This is a genomic window from Flavobacterium azooxidireducens (genome assembly GCF_023195775.1).
In the GTDB taxonomy this organism is placed as follows: domain Bacteria; phylum Bacteroidota; class Bacteroidia; order Flavobacteriales; family Flavobacteriaceae; genus Flavobacterium; species Flavobacterium azooxidireducens.
In genome coordinates this window covers 1,516,192-1,538,737 of sequence record NZ_CP096205.1, presented here as the reverse complement: position 1 = coordinate 1,538,737, position 22,546 = coordinate 1,516,192, and the positions used below count along the sequence as shown (strand labels likewise).

The following is a 22,546-nucleotide window of genomic DNA, read 5'->3' as shown; positions in this document are numbered from 1 at the left end:
TTAATGAATGAATCCTGAGAAGTCTTTGTGTTCTTCTTTTAAAAGTTCATCTGTAGAAAGTGTTTTAAAATAATCATAGGTTATTTTCATCCCCTCTGATCTTGAAACTTTTGGTTCCCAACCTAATAATTCTTTTGCTTTTGTAATATCCGGTTGTCTTTGTAGCGGATCGTTTATAGGTAATGGATGGTAAACTACTTTTTGAGTAGTTCCGGTAAGTTTTATAATTTCTTCGGCAAAATCTTTGATGGTTATTTCGTCTGGATTACCAATGTTTACCGGTAAATTATAGTCTGATAAAAGTAATCTGTAAATTCCTTCCACTTGATCGTCTACATAGCAGAAAGAGCGTGTTTGCATTCCGTCGCCAAAAATAGTTAGGTCTTCTCCGCGTAACGCTTGACCGATAAATGCGGGAATTACGCGTCCATCATTTAATCGCATTCGCGGACCATATGTATTAAAAATTCGAACAATTCTAGTTTCTAAACCATGAAAAGTGTGGTAGGCCATGGTAATTGATTCTTGAAAACGTTTTGCTTCATCATAAACCCCACGTGGCCCAATGGTGTTTACATTGCCGTAATATTCCTCTGTTTGTGGATGAACCAGAGGATCTCCATAAATTTCAGATGTAGAAGCAATTAAAATTCGAGCTTTTTTTACTCTAGCCAATCCCAACAAATTATGGGTTCCTAATGAACCTACTTTTAGGGTTTGAATAGGAATTTTTAAATAATCAATTGGACTGGCAGGCGATGCAAAATGAAGAATATAATCTAATTTCCCTGGAACAAATACAAATTTTGTAACATCGTGGTGATAGAATTCGAAGTTCTTCTCTTTAAATAAATGTTGAATGTTTTTTAAATCTCCGGTGATTAGATTATCCATTCCGATAACATAATATCCTTCTGCAATAAATCGATCACAAAGATGCGAGCCTAAAAACCCGGCTGCTCCAGTTATAAGTATTCTTTTCATATTTTAATTTTTATTAGGGGCAAAAAAATCTTTTGCATTAAAAAGACAGTAAAGCAAACTAAAAAACATAACGCCTCGTTGTCTCCATAAAAAAGATTCTGTCAAAAATAAACTTATCATCAGAATTGCGAAAGCAATTTGCACAAAATCTTTGTTTTTTGTTGCATTTTTTAAATTTAAAACGAGTAAAACTATTAAAATCAAAAAACCAAAGAAGCCAAGTTCAGCAAAATTTTGAATATATTGGTTATGAAAGTTTTTGTTTTGATAGCCTTCTTGACTTTCATTTCCTCTAAAAACATCATATTGAATAGCTTTTTCTTCTAGTTTTTTATAGGATGCATTTAAGCCATAGCCTGTCCAAAAAACATTTTCCTCCTGAAATAGTTCAAAAAACATTCTGGCTTGATATACTCTAAAAGCTGTTCCGGGGAAAAAGTCGTTGGGGGAGAATTTTTCGTTGGTCCAAGCTTCTTTAATACTTAATACGTTTACACCTTCTAAACTTTTATCTAAATCTAAAACGGTGTGGCTAATGCTTTTTTCTGTATTTGATTGAAATTCTGCTTTAAACCTATCTTTAATTTTTCCTATAAATAAAAATGAACCGAGAATTAAACCAAGAACGATTAGATTTCGCATTCTCATTTTATGTCCGCTTTTTGAAAAAAAGAAAAACTCTATTAATATTAAAACAATAAAAACAATAATGATGTTTTTGGAAGACAAAAGAAAGATGAATACAAAAAGCAATAAAGTAATAATTGTATCTACTTTAGATTTGATTTCTTTTGTAAAAAAGTAAAAAAAGGCAATGGAAACATACACCGAAACGTGAATAGCGTTTACTTCTTTAGTCACTAATTCATGATAAAAAAACACATTTGTATCGCTAGACAATAAAAATCTCACAATAGCCTTGATTAAATAAAAAACCACATAAATTACCATGGCATAACTGTAGTATTTTATGATTTTTTGCCGTTGTTCTTTTGAAAACGGCCTCATAATCATAAAACATAGTGGAATTAGTAACAATCCAATTTCTTTGGGAATGGCTTTTAGGGTTGCCTTAGCATCAATACTCCAGAAATAAGAGATTATCATCAGCAGAAAAAGTGCAATAACCAATAAAAGTGAGTACTGAAATTTAAACGTTTTGAACTTATAAAGAACAGAAAAGAGAAATATACTTAAACAAACATTATTTATTCCTAATGGCATTGGAATGGTACAGAGTAAAAGCAAAAAAGGAATAAATGAAAAATGTTCTTTATTTTCCTGTTTTAGATCGTGCCATACATTGCTCAAAAAGACTGAGGTATTCTCCATTTATTTTATCCCAATTAAATTCGTTTACAATGGCTTCAAAGTTGTTTTGAATAAATTGCAAGTTATCATTTTTTTTGATAGTGAGCAGTAAATTTTTTACCTCTTCGGCATTAGCGAAATAATAGCCGTTTTGTTTGATTATTCCTTTGTTAAAATCATTGTTGTGAGCTAAAATCAGTGCTTTGGAAGCCATTGCTTCGAGCAAAGATGGGTTTGTTCCGCCAACAGAATGACCGTGAAAATAAAGTTTTGAAAAATAGCGTAGATTGTTAAGATGTTCTAAGTTGTAAATTGCTCCCATAAACCGTATAGAAGCATGATTTTGGTATCTATTCTTTAAGTATTCTCCGTATTTGGTATTGTGATTTCCTACAACTAAGATTGGAGTTGAATCATTGCTTTTTACTACACCGTCTAACACCATTTCTAAATTATTTTCGGGTTCAAACCGAGCCATAATCATGTTGAAATTTTCTTTTTTAACTTGATATTGTTCTAAAATTGCTTCGTTTGGATTGTTAAACGGATGGGCTCCATAAGCAATATAGGTAGAATCTTTTTTGTATCTTTTTTTCAAAAAAGTTTGAATTCCCAATGAATCAGAAATCAAATAGTCACTACTAATTGCTGCGAGTCGTTCTGCAAAACGCAGAAATTGTTGCACTGGACGACTGTATTTAGAACGTTTCCATTCGATACCATCCATATTGGTAATGATGATTGGCTTTTTTGGAAGAAGAAAATACCAAATAGAATTACTGGTGTAGCCCAATTGTAAAATAATGTCAAAATCTCTTTTACGAGAATCTTTTATGCAATTATAATCGTAAATAAACTGACCAAAAGTACCGTATTTGTATTCAGGATCGTGTTGGTGAATGATGTTTACACCATGAAATGTTTCTTCTTGAAATTTATGATTGTGCGAGTTATAGCAATATACCTCGTGCCCTTTTTGAACCAGATATACTGAAAAAAATTCTGCAAATTGTTCAAATCCTCCGTAGTAGTTTGGTATTCCTCGGGTGCCGAGTATAGCTATTTTCATTTATAAAAAAATTTCCAACGGCAAAAATAGATAAAATTGGGAGTTTCTCTTTACTTTTTGATGTTTATATATAATTTTCTACTATTGTTATAAAGAATAATGATTTTTGTCATGTTCTTATATAAACATAAATCCCTATTTTTGCTACTAATTAAAAAATGCTATCCATGATTAATTTTGAACAACTTGAAAAAAACTTAGATGCTCTCCGCATTCAATATCTTGCAGCACAACCTTTTCCTCATCTTATCATAGATGATTTTTGTGATGAGAATAAACTAGACAAAGCTTATGCTTCGGTTCCTGAGTTGAATAATAAAAGTAGAGACTATTCGTTTGCCAACAATAAGTTTGAAAAATCAAATTACAAGGAAATTTGTCCAGAATTTTTGGAACTTTATAACGATCTATCTTCCGAGAGGTTTAATAAAATATTAGCTTTTATCACGGCAAAAAAAACATTTGTTGATCCTAAAAATTTTGGTGGAGGATTACATCAAGGAAAGAAAAATAGTTTTTTAGATATGCATCTTGATTTTAATTATCATCCTATCAACAAAAACTGGTACCGTGAACTTAACTTGCTATTATACTTAAATAAAGATTGGAAACCAGAATACAAAGGTCATTTAAAAATTAAAGATTTACGAACTAACGAAGAGGCTGAATTAGAAGTTCCATTCAATAGACTTATTATTCAACAATGTGGTCCTTATACCTTGCATGGCTATGATATGACTAATTTTCCTGATGGAAGATTTAGAACATCAATTGCTACATACGCTTATCAAATTCATGAACGCTTTATTGAAACACCAAGAACGACTGACTGGTTTCCAAAAGAAGATGCTTCTGCATTTAAAAAACTGTTTGCTAAAAATTATAATCTTTTAGTAAAAACAAAAAATAAGTTTTTTGGAAGTGCTACGGCAAAGAATCAATAGTTTTTTCGATGAAAAATGTTTTAATTATCAATCAATCTGCTGAGTTATATGGTGCAGACAAAGCTCTTTTAGAATTACTTGAAAATTATCCAAAGGAATATAATCCTATAGTAGTGTTACATGAAAATGGCCCTCTAATGGAAATTCTCAAAGAAATGAACATACAAGTAATTCATACGTCTGTCATAAAAGTAAAAAGAGGTATTCTTAAACCAATTTTTTTTCTAAAACTTCCATTTGAAACGATTTTTTCAATCTATAAAATTAAAAAAGAATTAAAAGGTAAAAAGATTGCTTTTGTTCATTCTAATGCGATTTCTGTATTTATCGGAGCCTTTTTCTCATTTCTTTTAAACAAAAAGCATCTATGGCATGTTCATGAAATAATTGTGCATCCAAAAATTTTGGCTAAATGGTATCCTAAAATAGTTTGTTTTTTTTCGGATAGAATCATTTTTAATTCAAAGGCTACTTTTGAACAGTTTCACAAATATAAAAAAAACATTGACTATAAGTCATCAATTATTCATAATGGTCAAAATAGGAATTTATCGTTTTCAACAGATGAACAAAAGAAAAATTTAAGGCTAAATGAATTTAAAATTAAAAACAATTCAACTATTGTCATTGGTCTTGTTGGAAGAATTAGCAGATTAAAAGGACAACAAGTGTTGTTGAAATCATTTTTTGAATTATCAAAAAAACACTCAAATATTCATTTGGTGTATATTGGCTCTACACCCACAGGACAAGAACACTATTTGGAAAAATTAGAAGCTAAAATTTTTGATTATAAACTAGATAATCAGGTTACTATTTTGGACTTTAAAAAAGAAATTTGGAAATATTATGATGCCCTAGATATTGTTGTTGTGCCTTCCAAAGAACCTGAATCATTTGGTTTGGTTGCCACCGAGGCAATGCTTTCTAAAAAACCAGTTGTGGCATCAAACTTAGGCGGGTTAAAAGAGATTGTTGTGCATGAAGAAACCGGCTACTTGTTTGATGCAAATAATTCAGAAGAACTTAGTATATTTCTTGAAAAATTGATAGAGAGCCCTAATTTAATTTCTAGTTATGGAGAGAATGGATACAAAAGAGTGATAAAGGAATTTTCGACTGAAAAATATACTAGCCTTATTAAAAAACAATACGAAATGATGTTGTAGAAAATTATAGATCTAATTTTTTTTGTATTTCTTCCCTGTAAGCAATTAAATAGCCAATTATTATTGCTTTATTATCTACTTTAAAATAAAGTCCCATAAAAACCCAATTTGATAGAATTAGAAAAACTGCAGTTCCTAACAGCAAGTTATTTAGTTTCACAATTTCCGGGTAATTTAATTTATTTTTTCTTTGTAAATAGAAAAGAAAAATTAACATCAAAAAAACGCCTACTAAACCTGATTTTAACAAAATAGTCATATAAGAATTATGAAGTGTAGGAACGTATCTAATATACTCTCCATCATTTGTCCACATTTCTCTACCTATATCAATAAAGGAACCCAATCCTTTGCCAAACCATATTGCTCTTTGTCCTTCATAAGTAACTTGTCTTACAGTAATAATATTTTCAAAAGATCTATAATTGTCATTAAATTCTTTCCAATCGTTTTGATTAATTTTTGTTTTAAAAGGTTCAATTGGAGCAATTTTTACTTTATATAAAAAAGATTCTAAACCTCTACTATTTCTTCTTGGATTACTATGATAAATAGCTGCATAACTAAGAATTATTACAAATGAAAATGCAGTTAATATTCTAAAACTTTTAAGTGTTAGTTTAAAATAGCCCAACAGAGAAAAACATAAAATAGCTAATTGAATAAAATTTGTTCTTGCAAAATATACTAAAACAGAAAGTCCTATTATAGAGATAAAATATAATTTTCTTTTTTTGGATAATTCCACGTTTAACTTATTTGAAAACAATAGAATTACTAATCCATAAACCTCAAAATCACTAAAATAACCTCCGTAGGTTCTTATATTATTAACTGAAGAAATATTGAAAACAAAAAAACTAACAAAAAGTATTATGAAGTGAATAATTGCTAACACAAGACTTCCATAAACAATCATTAAAAAAGGATTGACTGTTTTGATCCTTTTTAATAGTTGATAACCAATTAAAAGTCCTAAAATTGGCTTAAATAAATACGTGAAATCGCGTATGATTTTGTAATCCGAATAATCATAATAAAGCGTTGATACAAATGCGATAAAAACTATGATTAATTTTATAAAAACTAGCCTTAATATACCAACAGAATATCTAAATTGTATCGTTAATAAAGCTGAAATGCTCCATGTTGCAAATGTTAATTCAAAATTATTAAAAGTTGGTATAACAACATTTATTATAAATAAAACTATAAAAAATATTTCAGATTTAATTATTTTCATGAATGTTATCTCACTTTTTTTAAGCTCGTCAAATATAAAACTATTAAAATTAATTCTGAAACAATTAAAGATACTATCACTCCAACAATTTCCAATTTAGGAGTTAATAAACACATCAACAAAATATTTAGCATAACTGTATAAATAACATATCTAACATAGTTTGTTCGTTTACCAATGATGAAATATAACATTTCTAATGCAAAAGTAATAGTGAAGATTAATGGGTAAATTAAAAAGAAATTTAACGTGTCTGAAAGTTCTCTGATAACGGAATCGTCAACTTTAAATATTTTCAATATTTCTTGAGAAAAAATATAAATTGAAATTATAAGAAATATAATTAGAATAAAATTATATAAATTAATTTTTTTCCAAAAAGACATTCCTTGATTAGAGTTTAATGCTAGTTTATAACTTAATTTTGGGTAAAAAAATCTGAAATAAACTTGAAGATAGGTTCTAATTGGCATAATAATTTGCTCAATAATTTTATAGTAACCCGCAACTTTGAAACCACTAAAATAACCAATTACAATTATTGGAGAATAATTTTTTAACGCAATAAAAAGTTGAGAAAAACAAAATGAAAAATCTTCTTTTAAGTAACTTTTAATATCATTTTTTGAAAAATCTAATAGGTTTACTTTAAAATATCTGATGATTTTTACGCTTCCAATAGTGTTGGGAATAATCAGGCCAAGGCCAAAAAAGAAGTTAACAAATACATAATCTTCAGCTTGTTTGATAAATAAAAATATAAAAACCAAATAGAGGGCTTTTGAGGAAACATTAATTAATGTAATCCAGTTATACTTTTCTAACCCTTGAAAAACCCATATTGGATTTAGTAATTGACTAATTAGTATGGTAAAGCCAAGTAATAAGGTATTTTGATTTTCTTTAAAATAGGGGATAAAAAAATAAGAAAGTGTGCTTAAAAAAATCACAATCAAAGTCAGAAAAATTTTTGATAAGAAAACTATTCTATAATAATCGCCAATTAACTTTTTATCATCTCGATTTATTGCAATGTACTTAACCCCTAAAATATCCGTTCCGTAGTCAATAAAAACTAATAAAAAAAAAGCAATCCCAAGCCCGACACCAATCTTTCCAAAATTTTCTTCGCCGCAAATTGAAATAATGTACGGAATAGCAATAAATGGTAAAATTAAATTAAAGAATTGCCCAATTCCATAAATTGAAAAATGTTGAAACTGTTTGTTATTTTTAATTGTTTGTATAATTTTCAAAATTCTTTGTTGGATTGTAAAAATACTATTTCTAAACAGGAGATAAAAATTTAAACCCCACTTTAATAAACTAAAAAAGCGGGGTTAAATATTATGTATGAAAAAAAATCAATTTACTATCTACTGATAAAGCTTAGGTAGCTCTTTAGCTTGTATAGCTTCAAGAGGATATAAAGAAGGGATTTGTCTAACACCATCTACGCTTAGTGCTTTAACTACTCCTGTTTTAGAATCAAAAGTACATTTTGTATCATCCGCTCTAAAGAAAACCCCCATTTCAAATCCTTTTATCTCTCTGCTGTTGGATCCATACTCAAAACTAATCGATTTTATAACAATATCTTGTTGTTCTGGATTCTTACCTAAGTCTAATCTTAATTGAGAAGGTTGAACTTTTTCTGGTAAAACAAAAACAATGTTTTGGTCGTTTTCATTTCCTTTTACTTCTTTCCAAATACCTTTTTCAAAATTTAATGACCCGTCTTCTGTATACAATAAACAAAAATCATCATTGTTTTTAACTACCACATTAATAGTTACTTTAAAAGTGTTGGCCACAACTTCTTGATTATTAACTTCATTTGTTTGGTTTTTTGGCTCATTTTTACAGCTTACTACAACCAAAACAAGGACAAGTAATAAAAATTTTAAATTCATTTTTTGTTTAATTAAAGTGTTTCAATATATTTACTAAATCTTGTGTAAAATAAATGATTAAATTAATAATACACAAATTTAATTTTATACCCTAATTCATAAAAATTTTTATGTTAAATTCACTGAACACTAAGGAAGAAAGTCTTATCAAATTATTTCTGTTTTCATTTTTTATTGCAATAATCACCTATGGTTTTGCTCTTACAAATTTTACATTAACTATAGATAATGAGATTCCAATTTTTCCAGATTATGGATTAGATTTAGGAAGATGGGGGCAAAACTTAATTAGGTATCATTTGTTTAAAGGACACTTGCAGTATTTTTCACTTTTACTAAGTCTTTTTTTGTTCTGTGTAGCTGCGACAAGGCTAACAAATTTATTAAAATTTCAAGGTCTGTCTGCCTATATTTTTTGTGCCTTGTTTATATCATTCCCTCAAATAGCTTATCAAGTGGTTTTTGGCATGATGGCTGATATTGCTGCTTTAGGAGTGCTTTTATCTGTTTTAAGTGTAGAACTTTTTTTGAAAAGTCATGATGAAAAATCCATTACAAAAAAATCATTTCAATTATTATCTGTAGCATTAATTTTAATGTTTACACTTTCATTGTATCAGGCCTTTATTTTTGTGCCTGCTGTTATTTATGCGATTTTATTTTTTCAAAACACTTTTAAAGAATCTTTTAGACTAAGAGATGAGTTAAAAAACATAATGCTTTTTGTTGGTGTTCTTGTTAGCTCATTGATTTTTTATTACATTTCTGTAAAAATTATTTGTCCCCCTATCGAAGGAAGTGGATATCTTTCTTCTTTTGTTTCTGGTGAATCTGATAATCATTTTTTAAATTTTTGTTCTATATGGTTAAAAAATCTTGTTGGTAGTTTTTATTATGGCGGAAAAACATTCTTTTTAGTTTCTTTATCTAGCCTTTTTCTGATTGTTCGCTTTGTTTTAGACAAGAAACATACTTTTCTTCGCATTATATCTCTTTTTTCTATTTTGTTGATACCATTTTTAATGTCATCTATTATTACAAATGGGTATCATCCTCCTCGTTTATATTTAACCTCCAGTCTTGTTTTTGCTTTTATAATTATTTTTACAATCAATTATTTCAAAATAAACAAGTTGTTATCAACAAAAATTATTTTGGTTATAGCTGTCTTTACAAACGTTTACTTTGTTACAAATCTATTCTATTCCGCAAATAAGATATATAAGCAGGATAAAAATATAGCGGAAAAAATTGATGCTGTAATTCAATCTAAATATCCTGATTTTTTTACAACTGAAAAAGTTATATATTTCTATGGTTATTTTCCTTATGAATACCACGAAAAATTTAGATTAAAGAATTCTGAAATTTTTGGAGGCTCTATATTTGTATGGGATAACGGTAATAATTATAGAATTGTAAATTTCTTTAAAGGTGCAGACGTTGCAGATTATAAAATGATTGACTCTAAAGAAAAATTTGATCAATTTAAAGACTCAATCAACACCATGCCTATTTGGCCCAACCATGAGTCTATTAAAATGTTTAACGATGTGGTGGTGGTAAAACTCGGAAATCAAAAAGGTTTGCCTCTTTACTTCGAATAACTCCAAGGAATTGAATTTATAAGTTAGATTTAACCAAAACATCAATTACTTTATCAAAGTTTAGTTCATAAAAAAGTGGTAGTCTTACTAAAGTATCTGTGAATCTATCTGTTTCTAACAATGGTTTTCCATTATATTTTAAGGAATAAAATGGACTTTTGTGAAGACTAATGTAATGAAAAACTGCTAAAATTTCTTTTTCTTTAAGGTGCTCTATTAGTTTTGTTCTCTGATTCAAATCTTTGCAAATTAGATAAAACATATGTGCATTGTTTGTTGCATAATTGGGTGTTCTTGGTAATTCTATTTGATTTTCTAATGCCCAATCTTTTAATTTTGAATAATAATTTTCCCAATGTGATTTTCTGACAGATTGAATTTTTTCCAAATTTTCAAGCTGAGCCCAAAGAAAAGCGGCAATAATTTCGGAGGGTAAAAATGAGCTCCCAATGTCAACCCAACCGTATTTATCGACTTCACCTCTAAAAAAAGCAGAACGGTTGGTTCCTTTTTCCCAGATAATTTCTGCACGTTCTACAAATTGCTCGTCATTAATGGCCAACAATCCTCCTTCGCCTGAAATAATATTTTTTGTTTCATGAAATGAAAATGCAGCTAAATGCCCAATGGAGCCCAATGCTTTTTTTACTCCATCTTTTCCGGTATAATAACTATCAACAGCCTGAGCGGCATCTTCAATCACAAAAAGATTGTATTTTTTAGCCAATGCCATAATGGCGTCCATTTCGCAAGCAACTCCCGCATAATGAACAGGAACAATCGCTTTTGTTTTGGATGTAATCAATGCTTCAAGTTTGGATTCATCTAAATTTGGATGATCTTTTCGGCTATCGACAAAAACAATCTTTGCTCCTCTTAACACAAAGGCATTGGCAGTGGAAACAAAGGTATACGATGGCATAATCACTTCATCACCTTCTTTGATGTTGATTAAAATGGCCGCCATTTCGAGAGCATCGGTGCAAGAAGTTGTGAGTAATGCTTTTTTTATTCCATAATTTGATTCAAAGAAATGTTGGCACTTTTTGGTAAAAATTCCATTTCCTGAAATTTTTCCTGATTTTACGGCTTCTTCGATGTATTTTGTTTCGTTACCGGTTAGGTAAGGTTTGTTAAATGGAATCATTTTCTCCAGTAATGGCTTATGTTAGTTGTTTCAAATTTTTTATATCCAAGCTTTTCATAAAATCCACAAGCTTGATAATTTTCTTCTTGTGTGGGAATTCTCAATTCGTAAATTCCTTTTTTTATTAATTCATTTTCAACTTTACAAAGTAATTGCTTTCCAATTCCAATTCCTTGAAATTCTTTAGAAACGGCAATTAAACCAATTGTAGCATAATCATCAACGACTTTATAACTTACAAATCCCGCTATTATTGTTTCATGTAAATTGACGAAAACTTCATCAGCAAATGATTTATTTATCGAATTTTTTACCCACAATTCGTATAATTCTTCAAATTTTCTGTTTTCAATTCTGTTATCCAGTTTAAATCGGCTATGATTTCCGCTTTCAAAAGCCAATTGATTAAGTTCCTTTATGGAATAATTTGTCTCAGAAAGTTCTATAACTTGACTATCAATTGGATTGAGATTTACTAAATTTTTAAAATAAACAACTTTGGTTTCACTATGTGTTTTTTCAAAACCGTTCAATTCAATTGTTGTTTTTTCAGTCGATTTAACATAAACTAAATCAAAATCACCAAGTTCTATTTTGTTTGAAGAATTAATAACAATTTCTCCAACCTCCAAATTAAAAAAATCAGAATCCCATTCCAGTCTATTTATCTTTGTCATTTTCAACAGTGTTAACCTTTCTTTCAATGATATAGATTGGTCTGTTTTTAACTCCTTCAAATATTTTCCCTACATATAGACCTATAACTCCTAAAGTAATTAATATACAGCCACTTAAAAACCATATACTTGTTATTAAACTGGCATATCCTGAAACTGAAACATCTCCTGATATTTTACTGTAAATAGCGTAGGCAGCCATCAGAAAAGAAATAAATGCGATAGACATTCCTAGTTTTATGATGAGTCTAAGCGGTTTATCGCTAAAGGCTAAAATAATATCTAATGCTAAATTGAGCATCTTCTTTAGGTTATAATTAGACTCACCTTGTTGTCTTGATGCGTGTTGCACATCAACATAAGCCGTTTTAAAACCAACCCATTTTACCATTGTTGGAAAATAGCGAATGCTTTCTCTAAGATTGCAAACTTCTGTAATGACATTTTTTTTATAAACTCCAAAATTAGCCACCGTTTCATCCTGTTTTGATCCGGTTAAATAGCCTAGGGTTTTATAAAATAATTTTGAAAATAATTTTTTAAGAAACGAATCTTGTCGGTTAAATCTTCTGGCTAAAACAATGTCAAAACCTTCTTTTGCTTTTTCTAATAATGCTGGAATTTCTTCCGGTTTGTCTTGCAAATCACAATCCATTACCACAACATAATCTCCACTAATCTGATCTAAACCTGCAGTAATGGCATAATGTTGACCGAAATTTCTACTTAATTTAATTCCGATAATTTCAGGGTGAATTGCCGATAAACGTTCAATTTCTTTCCATGAATTATCCTGACTAAAATCATCCACAAGAATAATCTCAAGAGCAAAAACATCTGATGGAACAGCTTTTTTTATTCTTGTAATTAGCTCTTCTAAGTCTTTTTCAGCTCTATAAACCGGAGAAACTATAGATAATTTCAAAAGTTGATTTTTTTTTATATAAAAACTAATTTCTCAAAATCAAAACATCATGATTATAATAATCACTATTAATTCTATTGTGCTCCAAATGTATTTTATATTTTCCTTTTATCCAACAAATCAAAAAAATAAAGATTGGAAATATGTAGTAAAAATCCATTTAAAAAAAATTAACTATTTTTGCAAAATACCTACTAATATCTAACCACCCATGAAATTACAAAAAACGATCTTTTTCGTCTGTTTACTATTTTTGTTTTTTAGTGTAGAAGCCCAAAACATTGTTATCAACGAAATCATTACATCCAATTCAACCGTTAACACAGATGATGATGGAAGTTATGAAGATTGGGTAGAACTTTACAACAACGGAACAGAGAGCATTAACCTTTTAGGTTACGGATTATCAGATAATGACAATCTCTTTAAATGGGTTTTTCCTAATTATTCCATTCAACCCGGAGAACATTTGCTGGTTTGGTGTTCTAACAAAAACAGAACTAATCCCGATTTTCCTCTTCACACCAATTTTGCTATCAGTGCAGGGGGAGAAACGATTTCGCTAACTTTTCCTGACGGAACCATTGCAGATCAAGTTCCTGCAATCGTGATTCCTCAAAATTTTTCTTACGGCAGAGCTCCAAGTGGCTCATCAACTTTTTTGATTTTTCAGGAACCAACGCCTGGGACATTTAATCCTAGTGAAGGTGCTGCTGATGAATTGAGTGCACCTCAATTTTCGATAAATTCAGGGTTCTACAATGATAGTTTTACACTTACAATTTCTCATCCCGACCCAGAAGTTACTATACTTTATTCCCTCGACGGATCTGAACCTAAGGCAGAAAATTTAGGCGGAAAATCATATCTCTATAAAAATCAGTATGAAGAGTTTTCAGGACAAGAAACAGGCGAATTATTAGAAGAATCATTTTCAACCTTAAATTACAATGCTCCAATTGAAATTGTTGATCGCAGTGAATTACCCAACAAAATTGCCTCAATTTCTTCCACATTTCACCAAAATCCATTTTATATTCCAGACTTTCCTGTTTTTAAAGGAACCGTAGTTAGAGCAAAAGCCATAAAGGAGGGCACTCTTTCTAGTGAAACAATTACAAAAACCTATTTCATTTCTCCCGAAGAATCAAACCGATATACCATTCCTGTAGTTTCTATTAGCCTAGATGAAGAACATTTTTTTGATTATGAAAACGGAATTTATGTTGCCGGAAAAGATTTTGATGATTGGCGTTTAGAAAATCCAACAGTAGATGCTTTGTGGTCTAATGCAAACTATAAACGCAGCGGCGATGAAACAGAAAAAAAAGCCCACTTTAGCTTTTTTGAAAATGGAAATGAAATTATTAACCAAAACATTGGTGTAAGAATTCATGGTGGTTTTACAAGAATTTCTCCAAATAAATCGCTTCGCTTATATGCTCGTTCAGAATATGGTAGTAGCACTTTTAATCACACGTTTTTTGAAAATTCATCCTACTCAAGTTTCAAACGATTAATATTAAGAAACTCCGGTAATGATGTTTCATCCACTTATTTTAGAGATGCTTTTATACAAAGAACGGTTAATCACTTAAATTTTGACACACAAGCCTATCAACCAACAATTACATTTTTAAATGGGGAATATTGGGGAATTTTAAATATGAGAGAACGCTTTGACCGTCATTATTTTGAACGTGTTTACAACATTGCAGACGGCGATTTGGATTTCTTAGAATACAACGGCTTTTTGGTTCAAGAAGGCGATTATGAACATTATGCTGCTATGTTAGGGTTTATTGAAAATAACAATCTCAATCACGTTGCAAATTATAATTATGTTGCCACTCAAATGGATACGGAAAATTATACCGACCATTTTATTGCTAATATTTATGCTCGAAATACTGATTGGCCACACAATAATATTGAATTTTGGAGAAAAAGAACTGAACAATATGAACCCGATGCTCCTTATGGTCAAGATGGCAGATGGCGATGGGTTTTAAAAGATACAGATTTTGGTTTTGGCGGCGATGGTGGATCCCAATCTTATGAACATAATACCTTAGCATTTGCAACTTCAATAGATGGTGATGAAAATACAAATCCGGAATGGTCAACGTTGATTTTACGAAAATTACTAGAAAACACTGCTTTTAAAAACAATTTTATAAATCGTTTTGCAGATTTACTAAATACAACCTATTTACCCGAAAGAGTAATCGGTATTATTAATGAAATGAAAAGCGGTATAGAAGCAGAAATTCAAGAACACAGATTTCGTTGGAGCACGATTGGTTCTATGGAACAATGGCAATCAAACATCGATGTGATGATCGAATTTTCAAACGAAAGACCGGCACATCAACGCAATCATATTCTGGAAAAATTTGAAATTGAATCAACGTTAGGTGTTCAAATCAATGTTTCCGACGAAGATCACGGCTACATCAAAATAAACACCATCGAAATCCTACCAACAACTCCTGGTGTTCAAGAAAACCCATATCCATGGTTGGGAGTGTATTTTAAAAACATTCCAATTACATTAAAAGCAATTGCAAAACCAGGTTATGTTTTCAGTCATTGGTCGGGAGCCTCTGTTAGTCCTGAAGCAGAGATTACTATCTTCCCTAAATCAAATATTCAACTTACAGCTCATTTTATTCCAAGCGAAGAAGAAGAAATTGCTCCCATTTATTTTTGGGTAATGGATAATTCTGTTCCTAATGATACCGCTTTAACGGAGATTAATTCTTCATTTGAAATGGTAGAAGATGGTTTACTTCGTTTTGAATCGTGTTTAGAGGGATATCCTTTTGACAGTTCTCATCCAAATTGGCGAAAAGCTTCAATGGAACGTAGAAACAGCCCAACTGATTTGAATTATATTCCGGAAGCAAATAACGATCTTCCATTTGAATCTGCAAATATGAGAGGTTTACAAATCAAACAACCTTTTCAGCATAATGGAATGGAAAACCAGTTGATTTTTGAGTTTTCATCGTTTGGTTATAAAGATATTTTGCTTGGTTTTGCTGCCAAAGATGAAAATGCCGCCGATGCTATCTTGGTTGATTATTCTATTTTGGAAAACACTCCTGTTTGGACAACCGAAGGGTTAGCCACAACATCTTTTGGTTTGTTTAATGAATATCAATTGTATGAAGTTGATTTTTCTTCGATTGAAGCCGTAAACAATAATCCAAACTTAAAAATTCGTCTTCGTTTTGAAGGTGAAAACATGACACAAGACAATGGTGATCGAGTTACATTCAATAACTTTAGCATTAAAGGAGTTCCAGAAACTTTTGATATTGCAGATCCAATACCAGCTCTTCAATTCAATATTTATCCCAACCCGGTTTCAGAAGAATTGTATATTGTTCATGGATACAACGAAGTTGATTATAAACTATTTTCTGTAGATGGAAAATTGGTTCAAAACGGTCTTTTACAAGGATTAAAAATAAATGTTTCCAACCTTCAAAGCGGACTTTATATTCTTCAACTGGAAGTGGATGGAAAAAAAGAAATTAAAAAGATTGTAAAAAAGTAATAAAACTAATATCAAAGAAAAGTCCAATGAAAATTATAAATCATTGGACTTTTTTAGTTTTTTAAAAAAAGAAAATTATGTGTTTTTTAAACTTTCTCCCCAATGTTTAACCTCAATTCTAAATGCATTTTTTAGTTTGGTTTTATCCAAAACACTAAAAGCAGGACGTTTGGCTGGCGTTGGAAAACTGGTGGTTGGAATGGGCTCCAAATTGATTTTAACATTGTTAAATTCAAATATTTTCTTGGCAAAATCATACCAACTGCATTGGCCTTCGTTGGAGAAGTTGTAGATACCGAAAAGGTTGGAAGATGGAAGATGGAAGATGGAAGTGCTAATCTTTACCAAAACTTCAGCTAAATCCACTGCATGTGTAGGCGTTCCGATTTGATCGTTTACAACTGATAGTTTATCTCTTTCAGAAGCTAAACGAAGCATGGTTTTCATAAAATTGTTGCCAAACTGAGAATAAACCCAAGAGGTTCGAATGATAAAATGTTTATCAAACGTTTCCTGAATCGCTTTTTCTCCATCTAATTTGGTTTGACCATAAACGCCTGTTGGGTTTGGAGTATCTTCTTCTGTGTAAGGAGAATCCTTGGTTCCGTCGAACAGAAAATCAGTAGAAATATGAAGCAAAATAGTGTCAAATTTTTTACAAGCCTCAGCCAAATTTTTTGCTCCTACAACATTGATTAAATGTGCTTTTTCGGGTTCGCTTTCCGCTTTATCAACGGCTGTATAAGCAGCTGCATTAATGCAAAAATCGGGTTTATGTTGTTTAAAATTCTGTTCAACATTGTTTAAGTTAGTTATATCCAGGCTAGTTGAATCACAAAAAACAAATTGAATTTCAGGATGGTTTGGAGCTATGAATTGAAGAGCTTGCCCTAATTGCCCATTAGCACCCGTGACTAAAACTACCATGCTTTTTTTGCGTTTTCTAATGATGGTAAATTGGTGTCTTTTTCGGAAATAATCAATTTTTCTGTTTCAAAATTCCAATCAATTCCAATGGTTGAATCATTAAAAATGATTCCTCCTTCTGATTCTTTGTTATAAAAATTATCACATTTATAAAAAAAAGTGGCGGTTTCACTTAACACTAAAAACCCGTGTGCAAATCCTCTTGGCACAAAAAATTGTTTTTGGTTTTCGGCAGATAAAATGACTGCTTCATATTGTCCAAATGTTGCAGAACCTGGTCTGATATCAACAGCTACATCCAACACTTCGCCTTGTATTACACGAACCAATTTTGCTTGTGAAAATTCACCGGTTTGATAGTGTAAACCTCTCAACACTCCTCTGGAAGAAAAAGATTGATTATCCTGTACAAAATGTACTGATTGTTCTATGGCATTTTGAAAAGTTCGTTCATTAAAACTTTCCATAAAATAACCACGTTCGTCTTTAATTATTTTTGGTTCTATAACAAAGCAACCTTTGAGTTTGGTTTCTATAAATTTCATAGTGATATGTGTCGATTTGACAATTTGTCAATGTGTCAATTAAATTAATCCCATTAAATGCGTTCCGTAACCACTTTTTAGTAACGGTTCTGCTAAGCTTTTAAGTTGATTTGAATCTATAAATCCCATTTTGTATGCGGCTTCTTCGATTGCTCCAATTTTTAAACCTTGTCGTTCTTCAATCACTTGAACAAACTGTCCGGCTTGCATTAATGATTGAAATGTTCCGGTATCTAGCCAAGCCGTTCCTCTGTCTAAAATACTAACTTTTAAATTTCCGCGATTCAAATATTCTTTGTTTACGTCAGTTATTTCTAATTCTCCGCGATGACTTGGTTTTATATTGGCCGCAATTTCTAAGACACTATTATCATAAAAATAAATTCCCGGTACAGCATAATTTGATTTTGGGTGAGATGGTTTTTCTTCGATGGAAAGCACTTTGCCGCTCGCATCAAAATCAACCACACCATAACGTTCTGGATCGTGCACATGATAGGCATAAATGATTCCGCCATCTGGATTACTATTTGCTTGAAGTAGTTCGGCCAGACCGGTTCCGTAGAAAATATTATCGCCTAAAATTAGAGCCACTTTATCATTTCCAACAAATTCTTTTCCAATAATAAAAGCTTCTGCTAAACCATTAGGGTGCTCTTGAACGGCATATTCAAACCGACAGCCTAATTTACTTCCATCACCCAAAAGCTGACGAAATAAAGGTAAATCGTGCGGTGTTGATATGATTAGAATTTCATTAATTCCTGCCCACATTAATGTTGACAGTGGATAATAAATCATTGGTTTATCGTAAATTGGCATTAATTGTTTACTAACAGCTAATGTTAATGGATGTAATCTGGTGCCCGAACCTCCGGCTAATATAATTCCTTTCATTTTAATTGTCTATTAGTTCAATTTTTGATGTTTGTTTTTTATAAAAATTTATCATTGTAGAGATTAATAAAAATAGAGTTATAAAAATAAACGGAACTATAAATTTCATTTTGCCATTTGTTCCTTTAGTATTTTTATTATTTAAAATAACACTGATTTCTTTAATAACCTTTTCATATCTAATTAAAGTTAATCTAAAATGGGATTGCTCTTTCAACAAATTATCTTTTGTAATAATTACTTCATTTAATTGAGTATTCTCATTGAAATAAATCAATTTATCACTGTGGTTAGAATTCATTCTGTTTTTGAATTGATTCAAAAGTCCATCTATTTGACTTATTGTTGTATCATTAGCTTGCATTTTGATTTGAATATTATTTAAATATTCCTTTTTCATTTGCTTAAAATAATCGCTCTCATTTAAAAAATTCAAAATCGGCAGAACGGTTTCTTCCTCAGATGTTACCTTAGATGTTTTAAAAGTAATTAAATGAAATGGATAGTTCTTACTGGTTAATTCATTTTCCACCACTTTTTCAATGTTCCCATCTTCAGCTAATAATTTAATTAAGTCGAAATTTTCTTTGTTGTTTTCAATAAATTTATAAACATCAACAATTGGTTTTATTTCAATTTTACCAAACTTTTTTGCATTTTTGATTCCAATTTTTTTAAGAAAAACGGTGTCGCCCTCATTTACTTTGGATTGTACGAGATTTATTTGGGCATACAAATAATCTATACTTCCAAAGTTTGGAGAAACAATTACCTGATGGTCATAGGATTTTACTTTTTTATCTAAATAAAATCCGATTCCTGCCCCAACAATAAAAAGAACTATGAATAAGATAATGTTCTTCTTTACAAATAAAATAAAGCGAAAAAGTTTATTTAATAAGCTGTCATAAATTCCATTTACTTTATTTGCAATTTGTGCTAAGTCTATTTCCTGATTGTCTGAATTAATTGGTGAGTTAGAGCTCATATTTAGTTATTTAGAATTAAAAATTTGTTCTAATATTTTGATTGTAATCAAATAGGTTGGCTTTACACCGGTAGTTCCTAAACCTCCAGACGCCAATGTACTTCCGGTTTCCAATGGATTATCTGAAGCATAGTAGGCATAACGAACTTTTACATTTTCTGGTATGCTTTTTCTAATTTTCGATGCCGATTGAATGGCTTTTTGGTAATAAGCTCCTTCCATTTCAAGTCCAATTACACCCCAAGTTGATTCGTGGAAAAATTTCAATAAATTCTTATTTTGAAGCGATGTTCCTAAAACGGTAACCATTGGTCCGGCAAAAACAGGAATATCATTGCCATAAAACATATTGGGTGACAATTGATTTTCAAAAGGATAATTATCGCCTGTTCCTTCATTTATATGTGCAGATGGAATCATAATATCGCCTTTTCCTCCTTGAAGAATTCCGGCTTTTCCCATAATGGAAACGGATTCAACGTTCAAAAAGGTTTGACTATTATTTTCTTCTTTGTAAGCTTTCAATAATTCATCGATTGTTTCATATGCTTGCTCACCAAAAGCATAATCCATCACGATTAAAACAGGTTGTTGTTTGGCAATTTTTGCTTTTGGAAAAGCTGTTTTAGAAAAATCTATTTTTGCCGTATCAAAAACTTGCACATCAATATTGGTTCCCGAAGTGTCCAGTAGCGAAATCATTCCGTTTTTGAGAGCCACGTCTTCCACTTTTTTACGTAATTCATTGGCTCCTGACTTACTTAGTTCTTCATAAATAAAGAAATCCGGTTTGTCTTTGAATTTCGTTTTTAAAACAGTTGTAGCAAAAATTGAATTCATCACACTGTGCATATTGGCACTAATGATATGAATCGGTCGGTTTAATAATTCATTTTCTTTCAACACGTCTTTGATGCGAGTTGCCCAAAATTCACCGTGAATATGATGGCCAAGTCGTTCTCTCAGAATCGGACTAAAAGTGATGGTTCGTTTATTGTTATCCAGCACTTCTTCGATGGCAATTTTTCCTAACCAATAAATGATGTGTAAAAATCGATCCGGCTTTTCGGTTGTTCCAAAAGCATCATAAATATCTAGTACTTCCGAAAAACTTCTTCCCAACACATTAGAAGTGTGAGAAATAGCCTTTTCTTTATCAATTTGAGATAATTTTTTTCCTTGTAAAACGTAAAACTCCAATTTTTGCCAATCGCGTGTAACCTCATACAGATTTTCATCTAATAAAACGCGGTCTTTAATTTTATGCGATTCGATGAAAATAAAAGTCAAATGCGTTAAAATATCATAAATATCAGAACGTCCTCTGGTGATTTCCACATTCATTTGTTCTTCGTCAATACGATAACAATTTCGTCTTCTTTTAGGAGGAACAATCGCTTGAAAATGCGATTTAGAATAACCTTCGTCTGAAGTTAAATTGATGTAACGGCATTCTTCGATTCCAACAGGAAGTCGTTCGATAACGTATAATAATCCGTTTAATTCTACTTTTTCTTCGGCAATGGTTCCGTATATTTCCGGACGTAGTTGTAATAATGCTTCACGTAATGTTTCGCCCGAAACTCCCATAGGTTTATAGAAACCTCGGTTGAACAAGTGTCGCATGGTAATGTATAAACGCTCAATTGCCGAAGAAGATTCTTGTGCTCTTGAACGGGATATGTTTTTAATGTCTTTCATTTATTTCTATTTTCTAACCTGCAAAGGTAGGATATTTTATTTTTAGTTGGTTAACGTAAGGTTAATAGCTGGAGTTAACACTTTGTTATCCCAAATTTTGCCATCATTTGATTTGTGAATTTTATTTTTTATCCATTTTCCTCCATAATATCGAAAAGAAATTTCTGTTTCAGAATAATTAATTACCAACGAAGGTGCATAATTAATTCGTTCGTTTTTGCTTTTTGATTTATCTATTTTATATTCAAAAATGTATTTGTTTTCATCAATAATTAACCATTCGAGTCCAACAACGATGCCTTTCTCAGAAAATTTTATATTATTTTTAGAAACATCAATCGTGTTTTTTCTCATTCCTTTTTTTACTGAAACAATTAACTCTTCATGCAACAAATCATTTGAAGGAATCGAATCATTCATCTCATAAATTCTGATTTTAATTTTTGCCTCTTTTATTTCACTTTTAGAGAAAAAAGTTATTTGTTTGATGTATGGTGTTTCGATATACTTTTCTTGAAAAGGAAATAGTTTTCCATAAATCCAAGGTTTGTCTCCAGATAAATGAGTGTGCTGAATTTTTTTAGCATCACCTATTTCTAACTCCTTTGTTTTTTTGAGATTTTCAACAATAACTTCTTCTAATTGATAAATTTTAGGATGGAGTAAAACATTTTCTAATGATGAAATTGTTTTTGTTTCGTAACCCAAAGCAGAAAAAACGATGTTTTTGTTATCGTTTAAATCCAAGTTAAAAAATCCATTTTCATTAGAAGTTGTTCCAATGTTTTCATTTTCAACCCAAATGTTTACATACGGTATGGGTTTTCCTGTTAGGCTGTCTTTCACGGTGCCGGAAATTTGGGCGGTGAGGGTTGAAATGGTGAGTAAAAGAAAAAGTAGTAGTTTGGTTTTAATCATTCGTTGTTAATTTCTT

Annotated in this window: 19 protein-coding genes; 4 read left to right on the top strand and 15 right to left on the bottom strand. The window is 30.7% G+C overall.

What is annotated here, in order from left to right; all coding sequences use genetic code 11:
* The 3 genes from M0M57_RS06760 to M0M57_RS06750 are packed head-to-tail and all read right to left on the bottom strand — an operon-like array spanning position 1 to position 3,364.
* Positions 1-984 carry a UDP-glucuronic acid decarboxylase family protein gene (locus M0M57_RS06760; RefSeq protein ID WP_248436429.1) on the bottom strand — a complete coding sequence of 328 codons (984 nt, stop codon included), beginning with the start codon at positions 982-984 and terminating at the stop codon, positions 1-3.
* Positions 985-987: 3 nt separating this feature from the next.
* A complete protein-coding gene (locus M0M57_RS06755) occupies positions 988-2,316 on the bottom strand; it encodes an O-antigen ligase family protein (RefSeq protein ID WP_248436428.1) in 1,329 nt (442 codons plus the stop codon).
* Positions 2,258-3,364: a DUF1972 domain-containing protein gene (locus M0M57_RS06750; RefSeq protein WP_248436427.1), complete on the bottom strand. Its 1,107-nt coding sequence runs from the start codon at positions 3,362-3,364 to the stop codon at positions 2,258-2,260. Before M0M57_RS06750 ends, M0M57_RS06755 begins: the two co-directional genes overlap by 59 nt.
* A gap of 167 nt (positions 3,365-3,531) precedes the next feature.
* On the opposite strand from M0M57_RS06750, the gene M0M57_RS06745 reads away from it, so the two are divergent.
* Positions 3,532-4,308 carry a 2OG-Fe(II) oxygenase gene (locus M0M57_RS06745; protein WP_248436426.1) on the top strand — a complete coding sequence of 259 codons (777 nt, stop codon included), beginning with the start codon at positions 3,532-3,534 and terminating at the stop codon, positions 4,306-4,308.
* An 8-nt stretch (positions 4,309-4,316) separates the two neighbouring features.
* On the top strand, positions 4,317-5,477 hold the full coding sequence (locus M0M57_RS06740) for a glycosyltransferase family 4 protein (protein WP_248436425.1): 1,161 nt from the start codon (positions 4,317-4,319) through the stop codon (positions 5,475-5,477).
* Between the two features lie 4 nt (positions 5,478-5,481).
* On the opposite strand, the gene M0M57_RS06735 is transcribed toward M0M57_RS06740, so the two are convergent.
* From M0M57_RS06735 to M0M57_RS06725, 3 genes are all read right to left on the bottom strand, one after another.
* Positions 5,482-6,720 (bottom strand): hypothetical protein, encoded by a 1,239-nt coding sequence (locus tag M0M57_RS06735; RefSeq protein ID WP_248436424.1) that lies wholly within the window; start codon positions 6,718-6,720, stop codon positions 5,482-5,484.
* Positions 6,721-6,725: 5 nt separating this feature from the next.
* The gene (locus M0M57_RS06730; RefSeq protein ID WP_248436423.1) at positions 6,726-7,976 is read right to left on the bottom strand and encodes an oligosaccharide flippase family protein; all 1,251 of its coding nucleotides are present in this window, start codon (positions 7,974-7,976) and stop codon (positions 6,726-6,728) included.
* A gap of 120 nt (positions 7,977-8,096) precedes the next feature.
* The gene (locus tag M0M57_RS06725) at positions 8,097-8,633 is read right to left on the bottom strand and encodes a hypothetical protein (RefSeq protein WP_248436422.1); all 537 of its coding nucleotides are present in this window, start codon (positions 8,631-8,633) and stop codon (positions 8,097-8,099) included.
* Between the two features lie 110 nt (positions 8,634-8,743).
* Between M0M57_RS06725 and M0M57_RS06720 the strand changes: the two genes are divergently transcribed.
* On the top strand, positions 8,744-10,240 hold the full coding sequence (locus M0M57_RS06720) for a glucosyltransferase domain-containing protein (protein WP_248436421.1): 1,497 nt from the start codon (positions 8,744-8,746) through the stop codon (positions 10,238-10,240).
* A gap of 16 nt (positions 10,241-10,256) precedes the next feature.
* Here the strand turns inward: M0M57_RS06720 and rffA are convergent, their stop codons facing one another.
* From rffA to M0M57_RS06705, 3 genes are read right to left on the bottom strand one after another with little or no spacing between them, the layout of a single operon-like run.
* Positions 10,257-11,387: a dTDP-4-amino-4,6-dideoxygalactose transaminase gene (gene rffA / locus M0M57_RS06715; RefSeq protein WP_248436420.1), complete on the bottom strand. Its 1,131-nt coding sequence runs from the start codon at positions 11,385-11,387 to the stop codon at positions 10,257-10,259.
* Positions 11,384-12,064 (bottom strand): GNAT family N-acetyltransferase, encoded by a 681-nt coding sequence (locus M0M57_RS06710; protein ID WP_248436419.1) that lies wholly within the window; start codon positions 12,062-12,064, stop codon positions 11,384-11,386. Before M0M57_RS06710 ends, rffA begins: the two co-directional genes overlap by 4 nt.
* Positions 12,048-12,989 (bottom strand): glycosyltransferase family 2 protein, encoded by a 942-nt coding sequence (locus tag M0M57_RS06705; RefSeq protein WP_248436418.1) that lies wholly within the window; start codon positions 12,987-12,989, stop codon positions 12,048-12,050. Before M0M57_RS06705 ends, M0M57_RS06710 begins: the two co-directional genes overlap by 17 nt.
* 211 nt (positions 12,990-13,200) lie before the next feature.
* Between M0M57_RS06705 and M0M57_RS06700 the strand changes: the two genes are divergently transcribed.
* Entirely contained in the window at positions 13,201-16,554 is a 3,354-nt protein-coding gene (locus M0M57_RS06700) for a CotH kinase family protein (RefSeq protein ID WP_248436417.1), read from the top strand.
* Positions 16,555-16,629: 75 nt separating this feature from the next.
* Here M0M57_RS06700 and rfbD read toward each other — a convergent pair whose 3' ends face one another.
* From rfbD to M0M57_RS06670, 6 genes are read right to left on the bottom strand one after another with little or no spacing between them, the layout of a single operon-like run.
* Positions 16,630-17,481: a dTDP-4-dehydrorhamnose reductase gene (gene rfbD, locus M0M57_RS06695; RefSeq protein ID WP_248436416.1), complete on the bottom strand. Its 852-nt coding sequence runs from the start codon at positions 17,479-17,481 to the stop codon at positions 16,630-16,632.
* Positions 17,475-18,026: a dTDP-4-dehydrorhamnose 3,5-epimerase gene (gene rfbC, locus M0M57_RS06690; protein ID WP_248436415.1), complete on the bottom strand. Its 552-nt coding sequence runs from the start codon at positions 18,024-18,026 to the stop codon at positions 17,475-17,477. Before rfbC ends, rfbD begins: the two co-directional genes overlap by 7 nt.
* A 39-nt stretch (positions 18,027-18,065) precedes the next feature.
* A complete protein-coding gene (gene rfbA / locus M0M57_RS06685; protein ID WP_248436414.1) occupies positions 18,066-18,923 on the bottom strand; it encodes a glucose-1-phosphate thymidylyltransferase RfbA in 858 nt (285 codons plus the stop codon).
* 1 nt (position 18,924) lies between these two features.
* Complete coding sequence (locus M0M57_RS06680) at positions 18,925-19,911, bottom strand: hypothetical protein (protein ID WP_248436413.1); 987 nt, start codon at positions 19,909-19,911, stop codon at positions 18,925-18,927.
* 6 nt (positions 19,912-19,917) lie between these two features.
* Positions 19,918-21,612: a DUF6909 family protein gene (locus M0M57_RS06675; protein WP_248436412.1), complete on the bottom strand. Its 1,695-nt coding sequence runs from the start codon at positions 21,610-21,612 to the stop codon at positions 19,918-19,920.
* Positions 21,613-21,654: 42 nt separating this feature from the next.
* Positions 21,655-22,530: a carboxypeptidase-like regulatory domain-containing protein gene (locus M0M57_RS06670; protein ID WP_248436411.1), complete on the bottom strand. Its 876-nt coding sequence runs from the start codon at positions 22,528-22,530 to the stop codon at positions 21,655-21,657.
* Positions 22,531-22,546 lie beyond the last annotated feature (16 nt).